The organism is Acetobacter vaccinii (assembly GCF_008365315.1).
Lineage (GTDB): Bacteria > Pseudomonadota > Alphaproteobacteria > Acetobacterales > Acetobacteraceae > Acetobacter > Acetobacter vaccinii.
Window position 1 is genome coordinate 1,581,519 of the sequence record NZ_CP043506.1, and the last position, 25,543, is coordinate 1,607,061.

A 25,543-nucleotide genomic window follows, 5' to 3' on the forward strand; every position below is an offset into this window, starting at 1 on the left:
GGTGCTTTAAGTTACGTCAGGCTTGCCATCAGCGGGGGCAGATACTGCTCCAGCTTGACGCGCACGGGCATAAGATACGCATGCCCCGCATCATCAGAGAGTTCTTTCAGCACCGCACTGGCAAAGGCGATGTTTGCGTCCAGCGTGGGTGAGAAGTCATGCGGGAACACAACGTGGTTGGTGGTTTCCCAATAGGAGCGCGAGCGCGGGCCTATGACGGGGCAAAGCCCCCAGAACACACACTCGTCCCGCATCCATTCCCGGCACAGGTCAAACAGCCTGCGGTCAAAAACCGGCTGCGTGAAAAAGCCGCTGGCCCCGGCCTCCTTCTTGCGGGCCACGTCCTCCAGCTCCTGCCAAGGGGCGCGGCGGTAGGGGTCAAAGGCTGCGTAAAGGCGCAGGTGCGGGGCTTCACGCCGGTAACGGCGGATCACGCTTTCCGTGCTGTTGGGGTATGTCCTGCGTGACAGGTCGGCGGGTGGGTCGCCGTGGACAATCAGGATTTCCTGCAGGTCTGGCTGGTCCGCACCGGGCAGTGGGGCATCAGGTGCTATGTCGATCGCGCGGATATGCGGGATAACCCGCCCGTAGACAGGCTGCGCCAGCCGTGCGGCCTCCCAGCTGCGCAGGGGGAAGCGGGTCAGGTCAGGCACGTTGAGCGTATCCGCCGCAGGCATGAGCGTGCGGACAGCGTGTACCTCCTCCAGCAGGGCTTCCGCCGAGCGGGGGACCAGTTCGACCGAAAGGCGGGCCAAGCTCATGACGGGGTTTCTCCCACCTGCATGCGGGCCGCGGTCAGGGTGTTTTCCAGCAGGCAGGCAATGGTCATGGGGCCTACACCGCCGGGCACGGGGGTAATGCGGCCTGCGACCTGCACGGCTTCATCAAACGCTACGTCACCGACTAGACGGGTCTTGCCATCGGGTGTCTGGGCGCGGGTAATGCCCACGTCAATGATTGTTGCACCGGGTTTGATCCAGTCCCCCCGCACCAGTTCACGGCAGCCGGTGGCTACGACCAGAATATCGGCCTGCCGCGCCAGTGCTGCTGTGTCGCGCGTGTGGATATGGGCGATCGAGACAGTGCAGCCCTCGGCCAGCAGCAGCATGGCCAGCGGCTTGCCCACAAGGTTGGAGCAGCCGATGACCACGGCATGCTGGCCTTTCATGTCCCCCAACTGGTCGCGCAGCAGCAGCAGGCAGCCCAGTGGCGTGCAGGGCACAATGCCGGGCAGGTTCATGGCCAGACGCCCGGCGTTGACCTCACCCAGCCCGTCCACATCTTTTTCCGGCTGGATGGCATTGGTCACGCGCCGCGCATCAATACCCGCAGGCAGGGGGAGCTGGACCAGAATACCGTGGATGGCGGCGTCGTTGTTCAGCCGCTCGATCAGGTCGAGCAGTTCTGTCTCGGACGTGGTCTCGGGCAGCATGTGCATGAAGGAGCGCATGCCCGCATGGTGGGTCTGGATGGCCTTGTTGCGGACATAGACCTCGCTGGCCGGGTCGTTGCCGACCAGAATGACCGCAAGCCCAGGGGTCACGCCATGCCTGTCATGAAAGGCCAGCACGTCCTCGCGGATGCGATGGCGCAGCGTGGCGGCATGGGCCTTGCCGTTGATCAGGATTGCCTGATGGTCGGAAGTAAGGGGGGAAGATGTGCTGTTCATCAGTCCTGCCGCCGTTTTATCGTGCGTGAAAAGGGTAAGAGATGTCCCGCGGGGCATACGCAAAAAAACGCTGTTCGACAATGCTGGTGGCCGCCAGCCGCTGATTCTGGTGCCTGCCAGGGTTTGGAGGGAGAGCGTGTTTTTGGGGTATCACCTTTTTTCAGGGCAGTGATGGTCTCTGAGGTTTTTTGGGAAAAGCTTCCCCCAAGGCTACTGGAAACTTGCAGGGTATTGCGCGGGTCTGCTTTGGGGTTGCCGCTTTAGTCGGCATCCTGCCCGTTTTCCTGCCGATAGGGGGACAGTGCCCGTAGTGCCTCGGCTTGCGCCAGAATGTCGGCACGCTCGGCATCCAGAAAGGTTGCAACCGCAGTCCGCAGGCCAGGATTTTCCAGCCAGTGGGCGGAATGGGTGGGCACGGGCAGGTAGCCACGCTGGATTTTGTGTTCGCCCTGTGCCCCGGCCTCCACCCGTTTCAGCCCGTTGGCAATGGCAAAGTCGATCGCCCGGTAATAACACAGTTCGAAGTGGAGAAACGGCCAGTCCCCCCGGCACCCCCAGTTACGGCCAAACAGCGTGTCTGTGCCGCGCAGGTTCAGGGCTGCAGCCACCGGGGTTGTGCCGTCGCGCGCAAGCATCAGCACCACCTTGTCGCCCAGCCGTTCGGACAGGAGGGGGAAGAACGCGGGGGTCAGATAAGCACTCCCCCACTTGCGGTCGATGGTGTCGGTATAAAACCCGTAAAAAGCCTGCCAGTCCGCCGGGGTTATGGCTGTGCCGCAGAGGGTGGAAAATGTCAGCCCGGCCGCATTGGCATCCCGCCGTTCCCGCCGGATGGCTTTGCGCTTGCGGGACGAAAGCGTTGCCAGAAAATCGTCAAAACAGGTGTAGTCGTTGTTGGTCCAGTGGAACTGCAACCCCAGTCGTGGCAGCCACCCCCTGTCTGTCAGCGTGTTGCTGTCGTCCTGCTCGCAAAAGGTGACATGGGCGGATGACAGACCGGTCTGGGCGCAGAGCCCCCGCAGGGCATCGGCCATGGTGGCGCGGGTCTGGGCTGGGGCATCGGGGTGGCACAGCAGGCGCGGGCCGGTGGCGGGTGTAAAGGGCACTGCCACCTGGAGCTTGGGGTAGTAGTCGCCCCCTGCGGCCTCAAAGGCTCGGGCCCAGCCCTGGTCGAAAACATATTCCCCCCAGGAATGGCCTTTCATATAAGCCGGGCAGAGGGCGGCCAGCGTGCCATCGGGGGCTTGCAGGCGCACATGCCGGGGCAGCCAGCCGGTTTCCCGGCAGACTGACCCGCTATCTTCCAATGCGGAGAGGAATGCATGGCTGACAAAAGGATTGTCTGACCCCGCGCAGGCATCCCACTGGTCTGCGGGGATGTCGTGGATGCTGGCATGCAGCGTCATGGACCAGTCAGCCATGGCGGGCCTTTCCTGCGCGGGGTGGTATGGTTTCAGGCGATTTCGAACAGGCCTTCCACCTCGACCGGGGCGTCCAGCGGCAGGGACGGCACACCAACGGTCGAACGGGCATGGCGCCCGGCATCACCAAACACGTCAACCGCCAGGTCGGAGGCCCCATTCATAACGGAGGCATGGGCTGTAAATGCAGGCGTGCAGGCAATAAAGCCACCCAGCCGCACAACACGCTTGACGCGAGACAGGTCGCCCACAGCAGCCCGCACCTGGGCAATAACATTGATCATGCTGTAACGCGCGGCTTCCACCGCTGTTTCCACCGCAACGCTATCGCCCAGCTTGCCGGTGGCAAACAGCTTGCCATCCAGCAGCGGCAACTGGCCGGACACAACCAGCAGCGACCCGCTTTGCACGTAAGCCACGTAATTGGCGACCGGGACGGCGGGTGTGGGCAGGGTAATGTTGAGGGCCGCCAGGCGGGATTCGGGGGTGCTCATCAGGGTATTTTCCTTTGGACATGGGTGTCCGGCGGTGTGCCGGGTTCGGTGTCTTCGGGCTGGGCCGACGGGTCTGGTGTCTGGCTGACCAGCCGCAGGATACGATGTTTGCGCACCGATGAGGTACCATTCCCGCCTGTCTGGTCAAGTTCTGGCAGGTCCATGGGCAGCAGCGGGTCGGGGTCGTTTGGCCGGTCCTGATAAGGCCCATCGGGCAGGCGGCGGCCAAGGTAGCTGTCGGACAGGGCGCGGAAAACATAGTCCAGCATGGAGGTGGCGTAGGAGGCTACGGGGTCGCCCTCCACCGTGCCAGCAGGGCCAAAGCAGGAATAGGCAAAGTTTTCCACAAAGGCTTCCAGCGGCGCGCCATATTGCAGGCCGATGCTCACGGCCTCACCAAAGCTTTCCATAAGTCCGCGCACCATCCCGCTCTCACGCGTGGGGGTCAGTGCCAGCTCGCCCAGGGTGCCGTCTTCATATTCGCCTGTCCGCATGAACAGGCGGTGCCCGGCGATTGTGGTTTTCTGCGTAAAGCCGCCATGCCGGGTGGACAGGACCCGGCGCTTGCCCCGCTCCAGCCGCATGCGGTTGGAGGTGGAGAAGGTTTCCGGACGGGCGGGCATACGGTCCACAAAGCCTGTCAGCGCCCGATACATGGCCAGGTGAGCTGTCGGGCTGGGCTGGGGCAGTACGGTTTCCCCTGCCAGAGCGGCGGCCAGGGCTGTCTCGGGCGTAAAGCCGCGCAGTTCCAGCCGTTGGCGGGTGCTGTCTGCCAGACGGCCATCGGGGTTGAGCATGGAGAAAACCGGGGCAAGCCCGCATGCTTCAACACCCAGAATACCATCAACCGGGTTGGGGGTGGAAAAGCCGGTCTCTACCGCAGCCAGAGGGTTTTCAGTGACAACAGCGGCCTCGTTCCAGACTGCGCGCAAGGTTTCCCCAAGGCCGGGCAGGACCGTGCGGACAGGCGGCAGGGGCAGGGCTTCGGGGCCACGTCCGGTATGGGCGGCCAGCGTGGCCAGTGCCGTAATGGCACAGGCGGCGGCACGGCCATCCTCACTGTCATAGTCCAGACCGACTCCAGCCAGACAGGCGTCCAGATTGGTCAGCAGGACTGTGCCAGCCTCAGCCGGGGTGGCAGAGGGTGTGGTGCCGCTGGCCGGAGGGGTAAATAGGTCGGGCAGTGGCAGTTCACCATTGCGCTGGTCCGCGGTGACCTGTGCCGTGTGGCGCAGGACAGAGCAGATCAGCCGCAGGGCCGCCACAAAGGTGCGTGCGGCAAACCCTTCCCCAGGGGAGACGAAGGCCGCCAGATTGAGGACAAACCCCGCCCTGCGGTCAAACGCGCCATGCCAGACAGGCTCGGTCGGTGCGGCCTGGCGGGTCAGCAGCAGCCAGACGAGCGAGCGCGCAGTCCCTTCATCAGGGGCCAGCGTGCCCAGCCAGTCTGCTGTCAGGCTTGGCAGGTCTATGGCGGTATCACCGGGGACAAGGCGCGCAAGAGCGGACGCCGCCCCGGCATCCCACTCGGCGGGCAGGGTGACGGAACGAAGGGGCGCGTCCGGGTCGGCCGCGGCTTCCAGTGTGCTCATCAGCACACCGTTCCAATGGCGTTGGGCTGTTGTCATACCGGTATGTTACTGCCACCATCCTTGTGGGCGTAACCCGGTTTGGAGGGGGTGCGGACCCGGTTATCACCCTGCAAAACGAGGATATGGGGGATAACTTCTCCGCCCATCACACCTGCGCGGGCGCTGGGGCTCCATGCGATAAAATCATGGACGCACAGAAGGCGGGAGTTCTATCATACAGGCATGGCAAACTTCGGAACATGGCTGCATACGCGCCGGAAAGGGCGGCTGGTTGGCAAGGATGCCGATGGCCGCAGCTACTACGAATCCACAGGTCCGGCCCGCGTGGGCGGGGGTGTCCTGCGGCCTGAACGCTGGGTGATCTACCTGAAAGGGGAAGATGCCTCTGCCGTCCCGGCTGAATGGTGGGGCTGGCTGCACCACACGCTTGATGCACCGATCCCGCAGGACGAGCGCAAACCCTGGCAGTTGCCGCACCAGGCCAACATGACCGGAACATCCGCGTCCTACAGGCCGGAGGGCAGCCTGTACGCCACCGGCAAGCACCCGCCCGCCACGGGTGATTACGAGGCCTGGTCCCCCGAGGCGTGATTTGCCGTGCGTTCCCTGCTAAGGGTGTGAACTCGAACAGGGAATACGGGTGGCTTTATGGCTTTGGCATCGGTTGAAAAATCACGGCGCAGCACGGCGGAACTTCTGACCGGGGGGGCCGTGTTGTGTGTTCTGGCAGCCATGCTGGCAGCGACAGTGCTGGACAAGGGGCAGAAAACCGATAGCGTCGGCTACCGGCTGAATGCCGATTTTGGCCATATCGACGGGTTGGATGTCGGGTCCGATGTGCGGCTGGCCGGGGTGACTGTCGGCACGGTTGTGGCCGAAACTGTCGACCCCAAAACCTACAAGGCGCATGTGACCTTTACCGTGCGCCCCGATATCCGGCTTTCTGACGACACAGCAGCCATTATCACCAGCGACAGCCTGCTGGGCGGCAAATATATTGCCCTGTCCCCTGGCGGGGATGATACCAACCTCAAGCCCGGTGCGACGGTCACCCAGACCCAGGGGTCCATCAGCCTTGAGCAGTTGCTGAGCAAGTTCATTTTCTCCGTCACCGACACGCTGACCCGCGCCAGCAAGGATACCCCGCATGGTGGCCCGGCCACCCCAGGGGCAGACCTGCCCACACACTGAAAACTGGCTGGTCATGCCACAAGCAGGGGAGTACAGGGTGCCCATGGATGCGTTGCAGATCTGGCCGCAGGATGACGGCCAACCCGTGTCATGCCACGAAAAACTGCGTGTTCTGGAAGAAAACTGGCAGGATGTTCGGCAGGTGCTGACAGATGCGTTTGAGGATGCCGTTCTTATGGGCGTGAGCGAACAGGTAATGCGCGACAGGTTGCAGCAACTGGTGGCGGGCCTGCAAACCCCCAAGGTGGGCGTATGAGGGGCGTTGTTGCGCGGTTGCGTACGGTCGCCTGTGCGGGTGTGGCTGCGGGGGCGTTGCTGCCTGCCATGGCCTGGGCACAGGCAACGGCGCTGGCTCCGCCCGCCATGTATCCGCCGGGCACATGGCAGGGTAAGGGAACGGCTGTTGTACGGGTGCTCGACAAGCTGGACTCTCATGTCGAGGAGCTGAAAATCCCTGTCGGCACGGCAGGCCACTACAAGGGCCTGACGGTGACAGCCAGCCGGTGTCTGCAACGCCCGCCCACCTTGTCGCCCGATGCCGCAGCCTGGCTGGATATTCAGGACACGCTGCCCAATGGTGCGGTGTTTCGTGGCTGGATGCTGGCAGCCGAGCCATCGCTCGGGGTGTTTGAAAGCCCTGTTTACGATGTGCGGATGGTGCAGTGCGAAGGGGAGGATACGCCGCCCGGCCTGCCACCGTTGCCCCAGCCCGTTGTGCCGACTCTGCCTCAGGCCGCGTCATCGACTGCAGGACAGGCTGATCCTGCCGCCGGACCTGCGCCAGTGCAGGGTGCGCAGCCCTTGCCGGTGCCTCCGTCTGGGGGTGGTGCGGCTCAGCCCCGACCACTGCCTGCGCCGGTGCCGTTTTCTGCCCCATCAGGTGGTGGCACTGGCACGCCAGAAAACGGCGGGGTTTACTAGGCCGCCTCCTGCTCAAGGGCTGGCGCAGCAGGCGTTGGCCTGAAGCAGGCAGGGGGTGGAATGTCAGGCACCTGACGGCGGTGCCATGGGTGTAGACAGGAGGTTAAGGGTGTTTGGTCTTTCAGGCTCGCGGGAAACACGGTTTGCAGTGCCGCCTTTGGCAGAAGCAGCATTTTTGCTGGATTTTGATGGCACCCTTGTCGATGCCGTCCGGGCTGCGGATGACGTGGTGGTGCCCCCCGGCCTGACAGATGTCCTCGCCAAACTGCGCGCAGCCTGTGGGGATGCCCTGGCCATTATCTCCCGCCGTCCGGTTGAGGAGATTGACCGCTTGTTGGGGGATGTTCCCTTTGCTGTGGCGGGTGAGCGTGGCATTGCCATCCGGCACCGGCCCGGTGGCCCGATTGAGCGGGCGGCGTTGCCTCCTTTGCCGCAGCACTGGCTGGCCCGTGCGCGTGACCTTGTCGGCACTCTGCCCGGCACACGGCTGGAGCATAAGGATGGCGGGCTGATCCTACATTATCGTGCAGCACCCGAGTCCGCGACAACGCTGCGGACAGCCGCAGCAGGCTGGGTTAGCGAATCCAAAGGCGAGTTTCTGCTACAGCCGGGCCACATGATGTGGGAAATCCGCCCTGTCGGGGTGGATAAAGGCTACGCGGTGTCGCAGGTCATGCAGGCTCCCCCCTTTGTCGGGCGCAAGCCGGTTTACGTGGGGGACGACCACACGGACGAGGAAGGCGTGCAGACAGCGCGGCAACTGGGGGGTGTGGGCTTTCGTATTTCGGCAGATTTTCCCACTCCGGCTGTCTTCCGCGCCTGGCTGGCATCACTGGTTGCGGCACGCTGAGCGCATATTGCCCCCTCATACCCGCTAGAAGGGAAAGAGCATGACCCAGTATGGACGAAACCGGCTCCTTGCAGGCGTGCTGTGCTTGGGGGGCGTGCTGGCGCTGGCTGTTGTCTGGGTGGTGGAGCACGGGCTTGGCATTATGCCGTGTGAACTGTGCTTGTGGGAGCGTTGGCCCTGGCGTGTGCTCATAGGGCTGGGCCTGCTGGGTCTGCTTTCTCCCTGGCAGTGGGGGCGGTTCTGGCTGTGGCTGTGTGTGGTACCGCTGCTGGCCAGTATCGGGCTGACCCTGTGCCATGCAGGGGTGGAGTGGGGGTGGTGGCCCAGCCCGCTACCGTCCTGCCATGCGCCCCATGTGTTTGGGCACAGCATGGCCGAACGGCTGGCCTCCATGCCCAAGCTCCCCTCCAAACCGTGTGACGCGCCGACCTATCTGGTGCCCGGCCTGCCTGTGTCCATGACAGTCATGGGGGGACTGTATGCCCTTGCCCTGCTGGTGGTTGTGTTGGTGGGTGGGGTTGGTGGCCGACGTTCGTCACGGCGGTTCATGCGCTAGGCCGTGGTGTAAAAACCGCAAAAGGCAGGTTTTCTGCCCGTATCGGGGCCTGCATATTTGCGTTGCAGGGGGCGTCTCTGTTTAAAAGACTGAAATGTCTGCAAGCAGGAAAGACCCCCGTATAATGCCGCCTACCAAGCGCTCACCCGCCACCCGGAAAGCTTTGGACAAGACCGCCGAGGAACTGGCGACGGGTTCGCTGGCCAGCCCTGTTCGGGAACTGACCCTGGAGGAATCCCTGGGGGCGCAGATCCGCCAGCTTCGGCGGCGGGCGGAACTGACCGGCAGTGACCTGGCAACCGCTGCGGGTATTTCCCTTGGTATGCTCTCCAAAATTGAAAACGGGCAGATTTCCCCTTCTCTCGCAACATTGCAGGCGGTCTGCCGGGCATTGACCGTGCCACTCAGCCAGTTGTTTGCCACTGCGGAGGAGCAACGGGACTGCTCCTTCGTGCGGGCCGGGCAGGGGGTCATCATAGACCGGCGCGGCACCAAGGCGGGACATCGCTATAGCCTGCTTGGACATTTGCTCAGCGGGCCTGTGGTGCTGGAGCCTTATCTGATTACCCTGCGCGACGATGCGCAGCCCTATGCCAGCTTCCGGCATGATGGAATCGAAATGATTTACATGCTGAGTGGCCGCGTCACCTACCGACACGGGGACGAGGTGTACGAAATGGGGCCGGGCGACACATTGATGTTTGATAGCCACGCCCCGCATGGTCCTGAAGAATGTATTGAAAAACCAATCAGTTACCTCTCGATAATCGTGTATCCGAGGCAGGTGGACTGACCGGAGTGTATTTTCCTTAGAAGAAAGTTTTATTCTTTTACGTTGACTCGCCGCCGCATGCCTGATTGGATGTGCTTATTACCTGATACTCCTTTGGAGGTTGTGCGATGTGCGGCATCGTTGGACTGTTTCTTAAAAATCGGGCACTGCAGCCTGAACTGGGGCGTCTGACGTCCCAGATGCTCAAGACCATGACGGAACGTGGTCCGGACAGCGCTGGCTTTGCCATTTATGGCGGCCAGGAAAGCGGCGTGCGTAAAATTACGGTGCGCGGCGTTTCTGACGATGTCATCGCCGTGTTTGAAGCTGGCTTTCTGGAACTCATCGGTGGCACCGGCACTTTGCACAAGCGCTATGACCACGTGGTGCTGACCTACCCCGCACAGTACGACGCCGCAGTGCGCGACTATGTAACGGCTTTCGGGGCTGGCATTGCGTTTGCATCCAGCGGTGAAAGCATTGAGCTCTACAAAGGTGTTGGTCTGCCTGAAGATGTAGCCCTGCGCTTTGGTCTTGAGAAAATGCAAGGCACACACGCTATCGGTCACACACGTATGGCAACAGAATCTGCCGTGACCGTGGCTGGTGCGCATCCTTTCTCCACCGGTCCCGACCAGTGCCTAGTGCACAATGGCTCGCTGTCCAACCACAACTCCCTGCGTCGTCAACTGGTGCGCGAAGGCCTGACCTTCGAGACCGAAAATGACTCCGAAGTGGCAGCTGGCTACCTGTCCTGGCGTCTGTCCAAGGGCGAGCGCCTGGATGAAGCTCTTAAGGCTTCTCTGAACGATCTTGACGGCTTCTACACTTTTGTGGTCGGCACACGTGACGGTTTTGCTGTTCTGCGTGACCCGGTGGCCTGCAAGCCCGCCGTTATGGCAGAAACAGACGACTATGTGGCCTTTGCTTCGGAATACCGTTCCTTCGCGGGTCTGCCGGGCATCCAGCACGCTACGGTTTTCGAACCCGAGCCCCAGCGTGTCTACCACTGGGAACATGCGGCGTAAGGCGGGAGCAAAACCATGCAGAGCATAGATCTGGAAAAAACAACGCTGCGTGAACTGAACAGCAGCCTGCAGGCGGAAAAAGCCGGTGCAGAATGGACGGTCCTTAACCCCAACGGCTGTCATGCCCTGGCCGTTGGTCTGGTTGAGCCGGTGTCCGTGACGATTGAAGGCCATGCCGGGTATTACGCCGCAGGCATGAACCAGAAAGCCACTGTTGTCATCAACGGCAATGCCGGTCAGGGCGTTGCGGAAAACATGATGAGCGGCAGCGTCCATGTCAAAGGCAGCGCGTCCATGAGCGCTGGCGCCACGGCCCATGGTGGCCTGCTGGTCATCGACGGGGATGCAGGCGCACGGTGCGGCATTTCCATGAAAGGTGTGGACATTGTCGTGCGCGGCTCTGTCGGCCACATGAGTGCCTTTATGGCGCAGAGCGGCAACCTTGTTGTCTGCGGCAACGCGGGTGAAGCTCTTGGAGACTCCCTGTACGAAACACGTATTTTCGTACGCGGTGAAGTCAAGAGCACCGGTGCTGACTGCGAACAGAAGGAAATGACCGACGAAGATCGCAACATTCTGTCGGCCCTGCTGCAAAAGGCAGGCGTGACCGAATACACGGTTGACGATTTCCGCCGCTATGGTTCAGCCCGCAAGCTGTATCACTTCAATGTTGACAACGCGTCTGCGTACTGAGGGTGTCATGACCGAAAAGCCACACGATTTCACCAAGACAACGCCGCGTTTCTCGGCCACGTTCGACCCCTTCACCATTTCGCAGATCCAGCGTGCAGCGGCTACGGGTATCTATGATATCCGTGGCGCTGGCACCAAGCGCAAGCTGCCGCATTTTGACGACCTGCTGTTCCTCGGTGCGTCCATGTCCCGCTACCCGCTGGAAGGGTACCGTGAGCGGTGTGGAACAGAGGTTGTGCTGGGCGCGCGCTTTGCCAAAAAGCCGATCACGCTCAAAACCCCTGTGACCATTGCAGGCATGTCCTTTGGTGCTCTGTCGGCTCAGGCCAAGGAAGCCCTGGGCCGTGGGGCCAGCGCGGTTGGTACCTCCACCACCACGGGTGACGGTGGCATGACGCCTGAGGAACGCGGTCATTCCTCCACACTGGTCTATCAGTATCTGCCGTCACGTTACGGTATGAACCCTGATGACCTGCGCCGTGCGGATGCGATTGAAATTGTTATCGGTCAGGGTGCAAAGCCCGGCGGTGGCGGCATGCTGCTGGGGCAGAAGATTTCTCCCCGCGTGGCGAAAATGCGCGACCTGCCCGAAGGGATCGACCAGCGTTCCGCCTGTCGCCATCCTGACTGGACCGGCCCGGACGATCTTGAAATCAAGATTGCGGAAATTCGCGAAATTACCAACTGGGAAAAGCCGATTTACGTCAAGGTCGGGGCCTGCCGCCCTTACTACGACATTTCCCTGGCGGTAAAAGCTGGCGCCGATGTGGTTGTGCTCGACGGTATGCAGGGCGGCACCGCCGCAACGCAGGAAGTGTTTATTGAACACGTGGGTCTGCCCATTCTTGCAGCTATCCGCCCCGCTGTGCAGGCTTTGCAGGACTTGGGCATGCACCGCAAAGTGCAGCTTATTGTGTCTGGCGGTATCCGCACCGGGGCCGACGTGGCCAAGGCGCTGGCTCTTGGGGCCGATGCTGTGGCCATTGGCACCGCTGCCCTGATTGCCCTGGGTGATCAGAGCCCCTCTCTGGCCGCCGAATACGCCAAGCTTGGCAGCGAGCCCGGCGCGTATGATGACTGGCAGGACGGCCGCGACCCCGCAGGCATTACCACGCAGGACCCGGAACTGGCCGCACGTCTGGACCCCATCCTGGGTGGCCGCCGCATTGCCAACTACCTGTCGGTGATGACAATGGAAGCCCAGACCATTGCCCGTGCCTGTGGCAAAAACCACCTGCACAACCTTGAGCCTGAAGACCTTGTGGCCCTGACAATGGAAGCCGCAGCCATGACCCAGCTGCCTCTGGCTGGTACCAACTGGTACCCTGGCAAAGCAGGTTTCTGAGCACAGCCTGACACTGAAACGACTCCCCTCGCCTTGCCCAAGGCGGGGGGAGCGACATAAGGAATGGAATACGTAGCGATGGACCATGTACAACAGAATTGTTACGATCTGGAAACCATAGCCAAAGAAAGAGGCATCCGCTACTTTCTGATCTCGTTTGTCGATCTGTCAGGCGCTCAGCGGGCCAAGCTTGTTCCGGCTTCGGCCATTGCAGGCATGCAGAAGAACGGGGCCGGTTTTGCCGGTTTTGCAGCAACATTCGACATGTCCCCCGCCGACCCGGACCTGGTCGCGGTGCCCGATGCCTCCTCCATGATCCAGCTTCCCTGGAAGCCGGAAGTGGCCTGGCTGCCTTCCGACCTGAAAATGCATGGGCAGTATGTAACGCAGGGGCCGCGCAATACGCTCAAGCGGCTGGTCAAGCGCGCGGCCGATCATGGCCTGACCGTCAAGACCGGTGTGGAATGTGAATTCTTCCTGGTCTCCCCCGACGGCAGCCAGGTGAGCGACGAATACGATTCCAGCGCCAAGCCCTGCTACGATGCATCGGCCCTGATGCGCCGTTACGACGTTATTGCCGAACTGTGCGACGCCATGCAGCAGCTTGGCTGGGAACCGTACCAGAACGACCATGAAGATGCGAACGGCCAGTTTGAAATGAACTGGAAGTATGCTGATGCGCTGGTCACGGCCGACCGGCATGTCTTCTTCAAGTTCATGGCTCGCGCCATTGCGGAAAAGCACGGCCTGCGCGCAACCTTTATGCCCAAGCCGTTCATGCACCTGACAGGCAGCGGCTGCCACGCCCATATCTCCCTGTGGGATGGTGCCAAGAACGTCTGCCAGGACGATGCTGACGCGCTGGAAATGTCGGCAGCGGGTTATAACTTTGTGGGCGGGTTGATCAACAGTGCGGATGCTCTGTGCGCAATCCTGAACCCGACGGTCAATTCGTACAAGCGTATCAATGCGCCGCGTACGGTGTCGGGCGCGACCTGGTCCCCCAATACCGTGACCTATGCGGGCGATAACCGCACCCACATGATCCGCGTGCCCGGTGGCGGCCGGTTTGAAATGCGCCTGCCCGACGGTGCGGCCAACCCGTATCTGTTGCAGGCGTCCATTCTGGCCGCAGGGCTGGAAGGGATTGAAAGCAAGCGCGATCCGGGCAAGCCGCTGGACATTAACATGTATACCCACGGGCATACGGTGACCGCAGCCAAGCGCCTGCCGCTGAACCTGCTTGACGCCCTGCGCGCGCTTGATGGCTCCGCTGTCCTGCGTAGCATGCTCGATGACGGCTTTATTGACCCCTACATCAAGATCAAGACCGCCGAATGGAACAGCTACTGTGGCCATCTGACGCAATGGGAGCGTGAAACAACGCTGGATTGTTAAGTCTGGTTGCATTATAAATTGAAAGGGTAAAACCTTTCTAAGGCGTGACCCATTCATCTGTGCGTATACGCGACAGTGTTTGGATCACGCCTTGCTTGCTGCCTTTATTGTTTCGGTATAGTAATGAATATCTGTTTCCTTCACGGCAGTGTGCAGGACGGGAGGTGAGAAATACAGGAGAAGAGGCCCGATGCCAGGGCAGGCGTTGCCAGCGTCGGTGGCAGGTGGGCACAAGGGCGCGGGACCATGTGGTTTCCATCCTGGCTGGGTGTGGCGGGCTGTGGTCCGTATATGCCGGCGCCATTCTCCAGGCTGTATGGTCATGTCGTCTAACAATGAGAGAGAACAGGGAGAGCTGAATGTTGAGATCGAAAAAAGGGCTGCTACGTGCAGCAGGTATATTAACATCACTGGCTGCTCCTGTTTCCGCGTTCGCGCAGGACGCCGCAGCAAAGCCCGCGTATGGGCTGCCTGACACCGCGTATATTGCAACATGTGCGCTGTTTGTCATGCTTATGATGCTACCAGGGCTTGCGCTGTTTTATGGCGGCATGTCCCGGTCCAAGAATGTTCTCTCGGTTTTGACACAGGTTTTTGCAGGGTCGTGTGTGGTTATCCTGCTCTGGACGGTTGTCGGATATTCCCTGACATTCAGCCCCGGCCCCTATCAGGCGGTTATTGGCGGTCTGGACAAAATCTTCCTGCGCGGCGTGACACCCGATGGTGCCGTTGGCGTGCTGCCTGAATATCTCTACTACTTCTTTATGGCGATGTTTGCCGCCATTACTCCCCCCATCATCATTGGTGCCTTTGCGGAAAGAATGCGCTTTGCGGCAGTGCTGGTCTTTCTGGCCGTATGGTTTCTGATCGACTATGTGCCCATGGCCCACATGGCCTGGGGTGGCGGCTGGGTTGCCGACTGGGGCGCACAGGACTTTGCCGGTGGCAACGTTGTGCATATGAACGCAGGGGTCGCAGCACTGATTGCCTCCATCATGATTGGCAAACGCCGTGGCCTGGGCACCATTGCCATGGCACCACATGACATGACCATGACCTACACCGGCGGCTGCATGCTGTTTGTTGGCTGGCTGGCCTTCTGCGGCGGGTGCGACTATGCGGTCAGCGGCCATGCGATTGAGCTGGTGATCAACACCATGCTTGGTGGTGTTGGTGGTGCGCTGGGCTGGATGGTTATGGAGTGGCTGCATCGCGGTCGGCCCAGCACGTTTGGTATTGTCTCGGGTGCGGTTGCCGGGCTCGTGGGCATTACACCGGCCTGCGGCTTTGTCAGCCCTGCTGGCTCCATTGCTGTGGGTGTGCTGACCAGTGCCGCCTGTATCTGGGCAGTGGACAACCTGAAAGCCAAGTTTGGCTATGACGACGCCTTTGACGTATTCGGCATCCACGGTGTGGGCGCGATGGTTGGTGGTGTGCTGACAACCATTTTTGCGCTGCCTTTGCTGGGTGGTGCGGGTTACAGTAACGGTCGTGACATGTTCTCCCAGATGGGCGTGCAGATTTTCATCATGGGCTTCAGCATCCTGGTGTCCATCGTGGCGACGTTTATTGCCATGAAGGCGGCCTCTCTGACTGGCGGGCTGCGTGTTTCCGATGATGAAGAGGAAATGGGTCTGGATCTGTCCTGCCATGGCGAAACAGCTTACCGGATCAACATGATGTCGGGAGGCGAAGAAACCATTATCTGAAAGCTTATGTCGGGGCAGGTGCTGTTGCCTGCTCCAACTGACACAGCTCCGGACTTTGGATATGCTCCCTACAGGTGATGATCCTGTAGGGAGTTTTTGTTTGTAAAGGCAGCGGGGGATGGGGCCTATGGTCCCGGTTTCAGGACAGAGCCCTGAGTAAGACAGCACGCCAGTGCTCCCTCATGGAGTATGAAACTCCTGGACCATCTTGATGGCAGAACACTTTTTGTGGCTGGCAGAGGCAATGAGCCAGCGTTGCAGGATACAGTATAACCCCAGCGCTCTATGGGAGGCTTACTCTGTGAGTAACGCTTGCATGGGGGAGGGGATAGCGCAGAGGGGGCTAACCAATCTCTGCCGCAAAATACTGGAGGGGCGGATAATGTCCGCCCCTCTATTTGTATGGTGTGAGAGTTGATATGTCGTGGCAAAGCCGGAGCAGAGTGCGGCTACGGCTTTGCCAGCCCGGTCCTAGCTGCCTGCGTAGCGCGTGCGCAGGGTATGCAGGAAGTTTTCGAGGTGTTTTGTCAGTTCGCTGGAATGTCCACCCAACTGGTCGGCGGCGGACATCAACTGGTTTGAAACCTCCTGCGCGACTTCCGTAGCTTTGGTGACATTGGCAATCGCGCCAGAAACGCGGGTGGTGCCATCTGCGACCGAGCGTGTGTTGCTGGACATATCATCCGTTGTCACGCTTTGCTGTTTGACAACGCTGGCGATGGAAGAGGCCGTGTCCGCAACGCGCTCGACCCTGTTGCGAATGCTTTCTATGGCCGAAACCGCGCCCTGTGTGACATTGTCCACATTGCTGATCTGGCGTTCGATATCGCTGGTTGCAGAGGCTGTGCGTTCCGCCAGTGTCTTGATCTCACGCGCAAGCGCGCCAAAGGCATGGTTGGCCATACCCGTGCGGGCGGCTTCGACCGATGTGTTGATGGCCAACAGGTTTGTCTGGCGCGAAATCAGACCAATCAGTGTGGAAACATTCCTGATCTGGGAAGAAATTTCCTGCACCTTGACAATAGTCTCATGCGCACGGCGCGCTTCTTCTGCTGTTTGCAGCGAGAGGGAACTGGATTCATCAACACGGCGGGTCAGTTCATGGATGGAGGCAGCAAGCTCCTCCGTCGCAGCGGCAACCCCTTCTATCTTTTCGGCTGACAGGCGTGATGTTTCCGTCACCTGGCTTGCATCGCGCGAGGTATCGCGGGTGGCCTGTGTCAGGGACTGCACTTCCTCGCGCAACTGCTGTGCGGCAGAGGCTACACCCTGCACAAGACCCATGACATTTCTTTCAAAGTCATCGGCCAGTGCGCTCAGCATGTCGCGTCGTTCCTGCTCTGCACGGGCACGGGCCTGGGCTTCGGCTTTCTGGCGTTCGGCTCTTTCCTGTGCGGCTTCGGCATCGCGGCGTTTGCCGTCTTCTGTCAGGGCGGCAACACGCATGGCGTTTTCGCGGAATGTCTGCACAGCCGCAGCCATGGCCCCTATTTCATCCCGGCGGCCAGTGCCTTCAACCGGGCTGGAAACATCTCCATTCGCCAGGGCCAGCATTCTGCGGGTCATGCGGGCAATGGGTTTGCTCAGTCCGCTGGCAAGCAGCCAGACCCCCAGCATGGTCAGAGCAAAGGTAATGACAGCGGCCACCAGCATGCGGTCGCGCACGCGGGCGGCGTTCTGCACCAGTGTTGCGCGGGGTACGGTGCCAACAATGCTCCAGCGTGTGCTCATGCCGGGAAAGGTTACGGGGGCGGCAACCTGATACAGGCTTTCCCCGTTATCCTGCGTGATAAAACGCTCGGCTTTGTCACCCATGCCTACAAAGGCCAGGGTCTGGGCATCAACCGGTTTGCCAACCAGAGTTGGGTCCGGGTTGGCGACCCAGATATTGCCTGTGCCAATAAGCCCGACATGGCCTGTGTCAAGCGGGCGCAGCGTGCCGATAAAAGCCCCAAGCTGTTTGAGGCTGATGTCGGTTGTCAGAATACCAACGGCCGCCCCATTGCGGTGGACAGGCATGCTGATGGTTGTCAGCAGCGTGTTGACCCCATCAATCGGGTAGAAATAGGGGGTGGTAATGACCGCTTTGTCGCCATGCAGGGGGGCATCGTACCAGGCGGCGGTGCCGGTATCGGGGGTCATGGTCAGGATTTCGACCCCGACGCTCCCATCATGCTTGTGGAAGAAGTAGGGGACAAAACGCCCCGCCGCGTTGGAGTAGCGATGGCCAATAAAGCTGCTGTCGCGGTTGTCGGCGCCGTTGGGCTCAAACGCCAGGGTGATGCCAACAATATCCTTCTGGCCCAGAACGGCGCTATGAGCCAATGCGCCCAGAACGTCGCGGTTGATGGGCTGCTGGGACAGCAGGCCAGCAATGGCGAGGTCAAGCGCCTGAGTGGCCTGAATATGCCCGCCTATTTCCTCATTCACCCGGCTGGCATCGTGGGACAGGATTTCCACAAAGCGTTTTTGCGTGTTTTCCAGCTCCGATGCGGTCATCTGCCGGAGGCCGATCAGCATGACGGTCAGGGTGGAAAACAGGCACATACAGCCAATGGCCATGAAAAGACGGGCGCGTAGCCCGAGGGTGATCCCTGGTGTCATGAAGGTGTTTTCCCTGAAGTCTGTAAGAAGCAAGTGGTTGGGATCGTATCTGGTGTGGCGGCGGGTCTGCTGCGGGGCAGGGCGGTCAGGCCCTTTCTGATTCAATAAGTTAACATATCGTAATCAGGTAGTTAAAATCCGATAACTATTTGCTTTTGTTGACCATACCCTCACGCGGTGGAGGGGGATATGGCAGGCTGTTCACATCCGTGAAAGAGCGCGCGTTCCTGGTAGCTATCGGTGCAAGGCGGCCATAGTGTTGCCGCGTGCCTGCCTGCTCAGGCGCGCCAGCAGCCCGTGGCCACAGCGTGCGCCGGCAAGGTGGACAGATGTGGCGCTACGGAAGGATGGCGTGTGAGAAAGAATGCTCTTGTAACGGCCCTGTTCACCGACCAGCCATTAGCCCGCAATGTGCTGCTCTGGGCCAGCCTGTTGGCGTGTGGGGTGGTTCTGGCTCTGGTGGGGCGGCACCCGCATAGTGCGTGGCTGCTGGTGCTGGCTGTGCCGGTTTTGTGCCTGAGCCTGCTGGACCTGACACAGACCACTCATAGCCTGCGGCGTACGTTCCCGGTGTCGGCGCGGTTCCGGTGGATGTTCGAGTGGCTGCGGCCTTTTTTGCACTCTTATATTGTAGAAGGTGGAGGGTTCGAAAAACCCTCTGTTTTTGAAGCTTTCTATGTGATTCCCTTCCTTCGGTTCTGGTTGAGGGAATGGCGCTATGAAACAGCCTGGTTTTTTTGATGTTGAAGAGCGGCTTGCTCGATTGAGCGGGCTTGGTGATCAGCTCGAAGCGTTTTCCCGGACTGTGGATTTTGAAGTGTTCCGCCCTGATCTGGAGCAGGCTCTGGTCTATTCAGACGGCAGCAAAGGCGGGCGTCCCCCGTTTGATCCCGTGTTGATGTTCAAAATTCTGGTGATCCAGACGCTGAACAATTTGTCTGATGAGCGGACAGAGTATCTGATCAACGATCGCCTGTCCTTCATGCGTTTCCTTGGCCTGGGGCTGTCGGACCGTGTGCCTGATGCCAAAACGGTCTGGCTGTTCCGTGAACGCCTGACCCAGGCGGGGGCCATTGAAAGACTGTTTGACCGATTTGACGCGACCCTGCGGAACGCGGGCTATCTGCCGATGTCGGGCCAGATCCTGGATGCAACACTGGTAGCCGCTCCAAAGCAGCGCAATACCAACACTGAGAAAGCCGACCTCCGGGCAGGGCGTATTCCTGAAGACTGGCAGGACAAGCCATCCAAATTGTCCCACAAGGATCGCCATGCGCGCTGGACGCTGAAGTTCACAAAAGCAAAGCGGCAGGATGATGGGACGATCCCGTCAACGGATCTTGCCATTCCGTTCTTTGGCTACAAATCGCATGTTTCCATCGATCGAAAATTCAGGCTGATCCGCAAATGGAAAACGACGGATGCCGCCGCCAGTGATGGCGCGCGATTGAGAGAGGGGCTGCTGGATAAAACCAATACGGCCTCAACTGTGTGGGCCGACACGGCCTATCGCTCGAAAGCAAATGAGGACTTCATGGACAAAGAGGGTTTTGTCTCAAAGGTTCACAGAAAAAAGCCGCATCTCAAGCCCATGCCCCGCCATATCCAGCGGTCCAATGCAGGGAAATCGGTGATCCGATCACGCGTCGAGCATGTCTTTGCGGATCAGAAATCACAGACAGGGTTGTTCGTCCGAACCGTCGGCATCACCCGAGCCACCACGAGGATCGGACTGGCCAATATCGTCTACAACATGCGCCGCTTCATCTTCCTGGAACGGATTAGCACTACAGCATAGCAATCCAGAGCAGGAGGCCTTCTCTCTACTCAAAACGCAGAGCGAAAGCGACCCAAAGAACCGTTAATCAAATCGCCAAAAGCCCAAAATCAGAACCAAGACACATCAACCAACGGTTCTTCGATCCCTCCAGGTGATCTCGACGGTCGCCCCTATAGCCATGATGAGCGGGCACTGGTGTATGCTCGTGCCAAGGGGGAGGTGGATGCCCACCCGTTTGGCACGGAACTGGATGTTTATGCTGGCGAGTATGAATGGCTGGCCCATTCCATAATGCCTAACCCGGATGTTGACCCGCAGATGCGGGTGCAGGTTGGGTCCAGTCAGTGCAGCAGGCCGTATGCGGCATCCCGCCTGAATATCTCGGCCATGAGTTTTGGTGCCTTGGGTGCCAATGCGATTGAGGCGTTGAACCTCGGGGCCAAGCTGGGGGATTTTTACCACGATACGGGGGAGGGTGGCATTTCCCCTTACCATCGCAGGCACGGCGGGGACCTGGTGTGGGAACTGGGGTCAGGCTATTTTGGGTGCCGACAGGCAGATGGCACATTTGACCCCGAGCGCTTTCGTGATCGCGCGCAGGATGATCAGGTCAAGATGACTGAGATCAAGCTGTCGCAGGGGGCCAAGCCCGGCCATGGTGGGGTGCTGCCTGGGGTTAAGGTCACGCGCGAAATAGCGGAAACACGGGGCGTGCCCGAGGGGCAGGACTGCCTTTCTCCCGCTGTGCATTCAGCATTTTCCACCCCGCGGGAACTGGTGGAGTTCGCTGCCCGTATGCGTGAGCTTTCGGGCGGTAAGCCTGTGGGCATCAAGCTGTGTGTCGGTTTGCCGCATGAGCTGTTTGCTGTGGTCAAGGCCATGCTGACCACAGGCATTGTGCTTGATTTTATTGTTATTGATGGAGCGGAAGGGGGGACAGGGGCAGCCCCGACAGAGCTGTCCGACCGGATGGGCATGCCCCTGCGTGAAGGGCTGATTATTGCCCGCAATGCTTTGGTGGGGGCCGGGCTTAAAGGGCAGGTCAGGCTTGCAGCATCGGGTAAGGTGACATCGGGCGCTGGCATAGCCATGCATGCGGCCCTTGGCGCGGACTGGTGCAATGCCGGGCGGGCTTTCATGTTCTCGCTCGGGTGTATTCAGTCCATGCGCTGCCATGCTGATACCTGCCCGACAGGGATTGCCACCCAGTCCCCCGCACGGCAGCGGGGGCTGGTTGTGCCCGAAAAAGCCCAGCGGGTTGCGCGTTTCCATAAAGCGACGGTGGGGGCCTTGCGGGAACTGACCGTGGCAGCAGGCCTGCATTCGGTGGATGATTTTAAACCATGGCACCTGCGCCACCGTATCAATGTTGCGGAAATGCGGCAGATGGATGAGCTGTATCCCTTTGTGCGTGAAGGGGAATTGCTGGATGGGGCGCAAAACCCCACCCTGCGCCGCTGGTGGGACGAGGCCGATCCCGAGAGTTTCCGCCGCCGTCTGGTGGACTAGGGCTGGCAGGATGGGGGCAGGCGGGATGGCTGCCATTCGGGTTGGGCAGGGAGAGGCATTTTGTGAGTTGTCCTGATGTATGGTTGGTTGTACCAACCAGGCACAGATGTATCCAGTTGCCTGTTTTGTGGCAGGTCACTGTACAGGGGCATGCGAGATATGAATTCTCTTTCCATCTCAACTGGGCAAATGGCGCTTGATAGTCAGGAACCTGATATTCAGGGCCGTCTGAACTTTATTTCACTTGGGAAAGCCGAGTGCGATAAAGTGCATGCTCTCAAAAACGTGATCGACCGTGAGTTACCCAAGGCGCTGGACAAGTTCTACGCTAAAGTAAGCGACACGCCCGAAACAGCCCGTTTTTTCTCATCGTCAGAGCATATGCGCCACGCCAAGTCGGCGCAGATCAACCACTGGACCAGCATCACCAATACCACCTTTGATCAGGACTATGTCCGCAAGGTGCAGGCTATTGGCAATGTGCATGCCCGTATTGGCCTGGCCCCCCGCTGGTATATTGGTGGCTACTCCATTCTGCTGGACCATCTGGTGCAGGCAGCGGTGCGGGAGATGTTTCCAAAACGCAGCCTGTTCTCCGCTCAGGGGGCAATGTCAGCCGATGATTTTGCGGCAGCCCTCGGTGGGCTGTGCAAGGCCGTGCTGCTGGATATGGAACTGGCGCTTTCCGTCTACCAGCATGAGTCCGGCAAAGCCCGTGAGGCCGCGCGGATTGAGGCCGAAGTGCGGGAGGAAAATCAGGGCCAGTTGATCGACAACCTGCGCTCTGGGTTGGAAGCTCTGGCACAGGGTGATCTGGGCTTTCGCTTTACTTCCGAGTTTACGCCCGAGTTTGAAGGTCTGCGGCAGAACTTCAATACGGCAGCGGATGCGCTGTCCAAGGCCATGCAGCAGGTAGCCGAGGCTGTGGTGGCGCTGGAAACAGGGGCGGGGGAAATTACCTACGCCGCCGATGATCTGGCAGAACGCACCGAGCGGCAGGCCGCCAGCCTGGGCGAGACGGCCCGCGCCGTGGCGGATACAACCCGTGGGGTTGAGCAGACCGCAAAGATCACGATGGAGGCCAAAAGTGGTGCCGCCGAGGCCCAGGCCAAGGCGCAGGATTCGGGCGTGGTCATGCGTGAGGCCATTGATGTCATGCACCGGATTGAAACATCATCGGGTCAGATGTCAGCCATTGTCAGCATGATTGACGAAATTTCGTTCCAGACAAATCTTCTCGCGCTCAATGCCGGGGTGGAGGCTGCCCGCGCGGGCGATGCCGGGCGGGGTTTTGCTGTTGTCGCAACGGAAATCCGCAGGCTGGCCCAACGCTCAACGACGTCGGCCAATGAAATCCGTGATCTGATTCTGGCCTCGGGCACACATGTGGCTGATGGGGTCAAGCTGGTGGCGCAGACCAGTGAGCAACTGGGCACTATTGTCGGGCAGATTGAAACCATTGCCGGGTCTGTCACGCAGATTGCTACCTCCGCGCAGGAACAGGCCCGTAGTCTGAGTGACATCAATATGGCCATTTCCAGTTTGGATCAGACAACCCAGCAGAATTCGGCTATGGTGGAACAGTCAACAGCCGCCACCCATAACCTCAAGCAGGAAACGGGGAAACTGGCTGATATTGTCAGGCATTTCAAAATCGGCTCCTCCCAGCAGCTCCGGTAACTGGGGCTGCTGGGCCGTTCAGGCCAGAACCCGCATCTGCCCCGCAAAGGCGGGGAAAAGAGCCTCAAGGGTCACCAGTGTGCTGTCCTTGAGGTTTTCGCGCAGGCATAAGGCAAAATCCAGCGGCAGGCGGCCAAATTCGCGGCGGCGCACCACAAGGGTCAGCCTGCGTTGGAAGCCGCCTATGGGTAACGGATGGCACACCATGTCCTGCGTGTGGGTAAAGCCTGCTTCGTACAGGCACAGGGGGGTTGTAATGGCAATGCCGCCCTGTTGGCAGGCTGCAAAAACCCCATCTGGCAGGTCGAATTCCTGCTGGAAGGGAATATCAATTTTCAGGCGGCGCAGATAGCGCTCCACTTCCGTGCCGGTGCGCGAGCGTTGGGAGAACCGCACAAAGGGGTGGCTTTTCAGAAACAGCGCGAAGGAATCAGCACTCTTGGGCGGTGTAATATTGCGCGGGCAGAGCAGCAGATAGGGCTCTTCAAACAGGGGCCAGCGTTCCAGGCCGGAAATATCCTCCATTTCATCAACACCGATCACAAAGTCGATCTGGCGTGTCAGCAGGGAGGCCGCATGGGTTTCTGTCAGGCCCGCATGCACGGTCAGGCGGTTTACGCGGCCCTGCATGAAGGTGGAAATATGCGCTGACACCGCGCGGGAGAGGGAATCCACAACCCCCATACGCAACTGGGGCACACGGCCCAGCCGCATTTCCTGAATACTGGTGGCAATGTGGCGGACTTCCGCCAGCATGCCTACGGCGTGCTGGCGCAGCACAGCGCCTGCGGCTGTCAGGGCCAGGGGGCGCACACTTCTGTCAAACAGGGTTGTGCCCAAATGGCTTTCAAGATCAGCAATTGTCTGGGAAATGGCAGGCTGGGTCACTTTGAGTGTCCGTGCCGCCGCAGCCATGCTGCCATTGTCGCAGACCGCCAGGAAAACGGTCAGTGAGGAGAGATCGAAAGGGAGATCCGATATGGCCATGAACGCATTATAAGAAAAATTTATTATATCACAAGCCACGCACTCTCCTACAGGATTAGGAAGAACAGAGAGTTGACTGATCATGCAAACCGATCGCTATTCCCTTTTTTCCCTTCTGTGGGAAGCATGCCGTGGCAATACAGGCTGGAAACCAGCCTGGCGCAAGGCATCTCCTGCCGCATCCTATGACTTTGTCATTGTCGGCGGTGGCGGGCATGGGCTGGCAACAGCCTATTACCTGGCCCGACGCTATGGTGGCAAACGCATCGCCGTGGTCGAGAAAGGGTGGATAGGTGGCGGCAATGTTGGCCGTAACACAACCATTGTCCGATCCAATTACCTGCTGCACGGCAATGTGCCTTTCTATGAAACAGGGATGAAGCTGTGGGAAGGGCTTGAGCAGGATATCAACTACAACGCCATGGTCAGCCAGCGCGGGGTGTTGAACCTGTTTCATAACGATGCGCAGAAAGCGGCCTATATCCGGCGCGGCAATTCCATGCGGCTGCATGGGGTCGATGCCGACCTGCTGGACGCCGATGCCGTGCGTGCAAAACTGCCGTTCCTGAACTTTGATGATGCCCGCTTCCCCATTCGTGGTGGTTTGTTGCAGGCTCGTGGTGGCACGGTCCGGCATGACGCCGTGGCCTGGGGCTATGCCCGTGCCGCCGACCGGCTTGGCGTGGACATTATCGAAAACTGCGAGGTTACGGGTATCCGTATCGAGCAGGGCCGGGCCACCGGGGTGGAAACCTCACGCGGGTTTATTGGTGCGGGCAAGGTTGGTCTGGCCTGTGCGGGCAATTCCTCCCGCGTGGCGTCCATGGCCGGTCTGCGCCTGCCGATTGAAAGCCACGTGCTCCAGGCGTTTGTGACCGAAGGCTTGAAGCCGTTTATCGACTGCGTTGTCACGTTTGGTGCGGGGCATTTCTATATCAGCCAGTCCGACAAGGGTGGCCTGGTGTTTGGCGGCGATATTGACGGCTACAATTCCTACGCCCAGCGCGGGAACCTGCCTGTTGTAGAAGATGTGTGCGAAGGGGGTATGGCGCTCATGCCCCGGATCGGGCGTGTGCGCCTGCTGCGCCATTGGGGTGGGCTTATGGATATGTCCATGGATGGCAGCCCGATTATTGACCGCACGCCGGTCGATGGCCTCTACCTCAATGCGGGGTGGTGTTACGGCGGGTTCAAGGCCACTCCGGCGTCCGGGTTGTGCTTTGCACATCTTCTGGCGCGGGACGAGCCGCACCCAGACGCGGTGGCGTACCGGATGGACCGCTTCGCCCGCGGTGCCGTGATTGATGAAAAAGGCATGGGCGCACAGCCCAATTTGCATTGAGG

General features: G+C 60.1%; 24 protein-coding genes. 17 read left to right on the forward strand and 7 right to left on the reverse strand.

Translation table 11 applies throughout. The annotated features are described in order from the left end of the window. Positions 1-11 precede the first annotated feature (11 nt). The 5 genes from FLP30_RS07145 to FLP30_RS07165 form a co-directional block, all read right to left on the reverse strand. A complete protein-coding gene (locus FLP30_RS07145) occupies positions 12-761 on the reverse strand; it encodes a methylenetetrahydrofolate reductase (protein WP_149279198.1) in 750 nt (249 codons plus the stop codon). Then, positions 758-1,669 (reverse strand): bifunctional methylenetetrahydrofolate dehydrogenase/methenyltetrahydrofolate cyclohydrolase FolD, encoded by a 912-nt coding sequence (folD, locus tag FLP30_RS07150; RefSeq protein ID WP_149279199.1) that lies wholly within the window; start codon positions 1,667-1,669, stop codon positions 758-760. Before folD ends, FLP30_RS07145 begins: the two co-directional genes overlap by 4 nt. A gap of 260 nt (positions 1,670-1,929) precedes the next feature. After that, positions 1,930-3,090, reverse strand: a complete 1,161-nt coding sequence (locus tag FLP30_RS07155) for a GNAT family N-acetyltransferase (RefSeq protein ID WP_149279200.1) — start codon at positions 3,088-3,090, stop codon at positions 1,930-1,932. 32 nt (positions 3,091-3,122) lie between these two features. Next, positions 3,123-3,587: a RidA family protein gene (locus tag FLP30_RS07160; protein WP_210419353.1), complete on the reverse strand. Its 465-nt coding sequence runs from the start codon at positions 3,585-3,587 to the stop codon at positions 3,123-3,125. After that, positions 3,584-5,212, reverse strand: coding sequence for a TSCPD domain-containing protein (locus FLP30_RS07165; RefSeq protein ID WP_246856456.1), 1,629 nt, complete (start codon positions 5,210-5,212; stop codon positions 3,584-3,586). Before FLP30_RS07165 ends, FLP30_RS07160 begins: the two co-directional genes overlap by 4 nt. Positions 5,213-5,398: 186 nt before the next feature. Between FLP30_RS07165 and FLP30_RS07170 the strand changes: the two genes are divergently transcribed. The 12 genes from FLP30_RS07170 (at position 5,399) to FLP30_RS07225 (ending at position 15,639) form a co-directional block, all read left to right on the forward strand. Then, positions 5,399-5,767 (forward strand): NADH-ubiquinone oxidoreductase subunit NDUFA12 family protein, encoded by a 369-nt coding sequence (locus tag FLP30_RS07170; protein ID WP_149279202.1) that lies wholly within the window; start codon positions 5,399-5,401, stop codon positions 5,765-5,767. 57 nt (positions 5,768-5,824) lie between these two features. After that, positions 5,825-6,367 carry an outer membrane lipid asymmetry maintenance protein MlaD gene (mlaD, locus tag FLP30_RS07175; protein WP_149279203.1) on the forward strand — a complete coding sequence of 181 codons (543 nt, stop codon included), beginning with the start codon at positions 5,825-5,827 and terminating at the stop codon, positions 6,365-6,367. 43 nt (positions 6,368-6,410) lie between these two features. After that, positions 6,411-6,623: a hypothetical protein gene (locus tag FLP30_RS07180; protein ID WP_149279204.1), complete on the forward strand. Its 213-nt coding sequence runs from the start codon at positions 6,411-6,413 to the stop codon at positions 6,621-6,623. Next, positions 6,620-7,288 carry a DUF2155 domain-containing protein gene (locus FLP30_RS07185; RefSeq protein ID WP_149279205.1) on the forward strand — a complete coding sequence of 223 codons (669 nt, stop codon included), beginning with the start codon at positions 6,620-6,622 and terminating at the stop codon, positions 7,286-7,288. Before FLP30_RS07180 ends, FLP30_RS07185 begins: the two co-directional genes overlap by 4 nt. A 109-nt stretch (positions 7,289-7,397) precedes the next feature. Then, on the forward strand, positions 7,398-8,138 hold the full coding sequence (gene otsB / locus FLP30_RS07190) for a trehalose-phosphatase (RefSeq protein WP_210419259.1): 741 nt from the start codon (positions 7,398-7,400) through the stop codon (positions 8,136-8,138). 40 nt (positions 8,139-8,178) lie between these two features. Continuing rightward, a complete protein-coding gene (locus FLP30_RS07195) occupies positions 8,179-8,694 on the forward strand; it encodes a disulfide bond formation protein B (RefSeq protein WP_149279207.1) in 516 nt (171 codons plus the stop codon). A 124-nt stretch (positions 8,695-8,818) separates the two neighbouring features. Continuing rightward, positions 8,819-9,487, forward strand: coding sequence for a helix-turn-helix domain-containing protein (locus FLP30_RS07200; RefSeq protein ID WP_210419260.1), 669 nt, complete (start codon positions 8,819-8,821; stop codon positions 9,485-9,487). Between the two features lie 107 nt (positions 9,488-9,594). Next, positions 9,595-10,494: a class II glutamine amidotransferase gene (locus FLP30_RS07205; protein ID WP_149279209.1), complete on the forward strand. Its 900-nt coding sequence runs from the start codon at positions 9,595-9,597 to the stop codon at positions 10,492-10,494. A 15-nt stretch (positions 10,495-10,509) separates the two neighbouring features. Continuing rightward, positions 10,510-11,187: a GltB/FmdC/FwdC-like GXGXG domain-containing protein gene (locus FLP30_RS07210; protein WP_149279210.1), complete on the forward strand. Its 678-nt coding sequence runs from the start codon at positions 10,510-10,512 to the stop codon at positions 11,185-11,187. Positions 11,188-11,194: 7 nt separating this feature from the next. Further along, positions 11,195-12,532, forward strand: coding sequence for an FMN-binding glutamate synthase family protein (locus tag FLP30_RS07215; protein ID WP_149279211.1), 1,338 nt, complete (start codon positions 11,195-11,197; stop codon positions 12,530-12,532). Positions 12,533-12,610: 78 nt separating this feature from the next. After that, positions 12,611-13,930 (forward strand): type III glutamate--ammonia ligase, encoded by a 1,320-nt coding sequence (gene glnT, locus FLP30_RS07220; RefSeq protein ID WP_149279212.1) that lies wholly within the window; start codon positions 12,611-12,613, stop codon positions 13,928-13,930. Between the two features lie 359 nt (positions 13,931-14,289). Beyond that, on the forward strand, positions 14,290-15,639 hold the full coding sequence (locus tag FLP30_RS07225; RefSeq protein WP_149279213.1) for an ammonium transporter: 1,350 nt from the start codon (positions 14,290-14,292) through the stop codon (positions 15,637-15,639). 471 nt (positions 15,640-16,110) lie between these two features. Here the strand turns inward: FLP30_RS07225 and FLP30_RS07230 are convergent, their stop codons facing one another. After that, entirely contained in the window at positions 16,111-18,243 is a 2,133-nt protein-coding gene (locus FLP30_RS07230) for a methyl-accepting chemotaxis protein (RefSeq protein ID WP_149279214.1), read from the reverse strand. A gap of 354 nt (positions 18,244-18,597) precedes the next feature. Here FLP30_RS07230 and FLP30_RS07235 point away from each other — a divergent pair, with 354 nt between their 5' ends. The 4 genes from FLP30_RS07235 (at position 18,598) to FLP30_RS07250 (ending at position 23,212) form a co-directional block, all read left to right on the forward strand. After that, positions 18,598-18,984: a hypothetical protein gene (locus tag FLP30_RS07235; RefSeq protein WP_149279215.1), complete on the forward strand. Its 387-nt coding sequence runs from the start codon at positions 18,598-18,600 to the stop codon at positions 18,982-18,984. Then, entirely contained in the window at positions 18,962-20,041 is a 1,080-nt protein-coding gene (locus tag FLP30_RS07240; RefSeq protein ID WP_149279216.1) for an IS5 family transposase, read from the forward strand. The genes FLP30_RS07235 and FLP30_RS07240 overlap by 23 nt, the downstream gene beginning before the upstream one ends. 177 nt (positions 20,042-20,218) lie before the next feature. Next, entirely contained in the window at positions 20,219-21,532 is a 1,314-nt protein-coding gene (locus tag FLP30_RS07245) for an FMN-binding glutamate synthase family protein (RefSeq protein WP_246856457.1), read from the forward strand. A 159-nt stretch (positions 21,533-21,691) separates the two neighbouring features. Further along, positions 21,692-23,212 (forward strand): globin-coupled sensor protein, encoded by a 1,521-nt coding sequence (locus FLP30_RS07250; RefSeq protein ID WP_168200063.1) that lies wholly within the window; start codon positions 21,692-21,694, stop codon positions 23,210-23,212. Positions 23,213-23,230: 18 nt separating this feature from the next. On the opposite strand, the gene FLP30_RS07255 is transcribed toward FLP30_RS07250, so the two are convergent. Then, a complete protein-coding gene (locus tag FLP30_RS07255) occupies positions 23,231-24,199 on the reverse strand; it encodes a LysR family transcriptional regulator (RefSeq protein WP_149279219.1) in 969 nt (322 codons plus the stop codon). 82 nt (positions 24,200-24,281) lie between these two features. Between FLP30_RS07255 and FLP30_RS07260 the strand changes: the two genes are divergently transcribed. After that, complete coding sequence (locus tag FLP30_RS07260) at positions 24,282-25,541, forward strand: sarcosine oxidase subunit beta family protein (RefSeq protein ID WP_149279220.1); 1,260 nt, start codon at positions 24,282-24,284, stop codon at positions 25,539-25,541. Positions 25,542-25,543: the final 2 nt, after the last annotated feature.

What these genes read in the sequence shown, in the direction of transcription:
- FLP30_RS07255 (WP_149279219.1), bottom strand. Translation starts at nt 24,199, where the DNA reads ATGGCCATATCGGATCTCCCTTTCGATCTCTCCTCACTGACCGTTTTC.
- FLP30_RS07250 (WP_168200063.1), top strand. Translation starts at nt 21,692, where the DNA reads ATGAATTCTCTTTCCATCTCAACTGGGCAAATGGCGCTTGATAGTCAG.
- FLP30_RS07195 (WP_149279207.1), top strand. Translation starts at nt 8,179, where the DNA reads ATGACCCAGTATGGACGAAACCGGCTCCTTGCAGGCGTGCTGTGCTTG.
- FLP30_RS07205 (WP_149279209.1), top strand. Translation starts at nt 9,595, where the DNA reads ATGTGCGGCATCGTTGGACTGTTTCTTAAAAATCGGGCACTGCAGCCT.
- FLP30_RS07155 (WP_149279200.1), bottom strand. Translation starts at nt 3,090, where the DNA reads ATGGCTGACTGGTCCATGACGCTGCATGCCAGCATCCACGACATCCCC.
- glnT (WP_149279212.1), top strand. Translation starts at nt 12,611, where the DNA reads ATGGACCATGTACAACAGAATTGTTACGATCTGGAAACCATAGCCAAA.
- FLP30_RS07170 (WP_149279202.1), top strand. Translation starts at nt 5,399, where the DNA reads ATGGCAAACTTCGGAACATGGCTGCATACGCGCCGGAAAGGGCGGCTG.
- FLP30_RS07200 (WP_210419260.1), top strand. Translation starts at nt 8,819, where the DNA reads ATGCCGCCTACCAAGCGCTCACCCGCCACCCGGAAAGCTTTGGACAAG.
- FLP30_RS07230 (WP_149279214.1), bottom strand. Translation starts at nt 18,243, where the DNA reads ATGACACCAGGGATCACCCTCGGGCTACGCGCCCGTCTTTTCATGGCC.
- FLP30_RS07215 (WP_149279211.1), top strand. Translation starts at nt 11,195, where the DNA reads ATGACCGAAAAGCCACACGATTTCACCAAGACAACGCCGCGTTTCTCG.
- mlaD (WP_149279203.1), top strand. Translation starts at nt 5,825, where the DNA reads ATGGCTTTGGCATCGGTTGAAAAATCACGGCGCAGCACGGCGGAACTT.
- folD (WP_149279199.1), bottom strand. Translation starts at nt 1,669, where the DNA reads ATGAACAGCACATCTTCCCCCCTTACTTCCGACCATCAGGCAATCCTG.
- FLP30_RS07260 (WP_149279220.1), top strand. Translation starts at nt 24,282, where the DNA reads ATGCAAACCGATCGCTATTCCCTTTTTTCCCTTCTGTGGGAAGCATGC.
- FLP30_RS07180 (WP_149279204.1), top strand. Translation starts at nt 6,411, where the DNA reads ATGGATGCGTTGCAGATCTGGCCGCAGGATGACGGCCAACCCGTGTCA.
- FLP30_RS07185 (WP_149279205.1), top strand. Translation starts at nt 6,620, where the DNA reads ATGAGGGGCGTTGTTGCGCGGTTGCGTACGGTCGCCTGTGCGGGTGTG.
- FLP30_RS07240 (WP_149279216.1), top strand. Translation starts at nt 18,962, where the DNA reads ATGAAACAGCCTGGTTTTTTTGATGTTGAAGAGCGGCTTGCTCGATTG.
- FLP30_RS07165 (WP_246856456.1), bottom strand. Translation starts at nt 5,212, where the DNA reads ATGACAACAGCCCAACGCCATTGGAACGGTGTGCTGATGAGCACACTG.
- FLP30_RS07210 (WP_149279210.1), top strand. Translation starts at nt 10,510, where the DNA reads ATGCAGAGCATAGATCTGGAAAAAACAACGCTGCGTGAACTGAACAGC.
- FLP30_RS07225 (WP_149279213.1), top strand. Translation starts at nt 14,290, where the DNA reads ATGTTGAGATCGAAAAAAGGGCTGCTACGTGCAGCAGGTATATTAACA.
- FLP30_RS07145 (WP_149279198.1), bottom strand. Translation starts at nt 761, where the DNA reads ATGAGCTTGGCCCGCCTTTCGGTCGAACTGGTCCCCCGCTCGGCGGAA.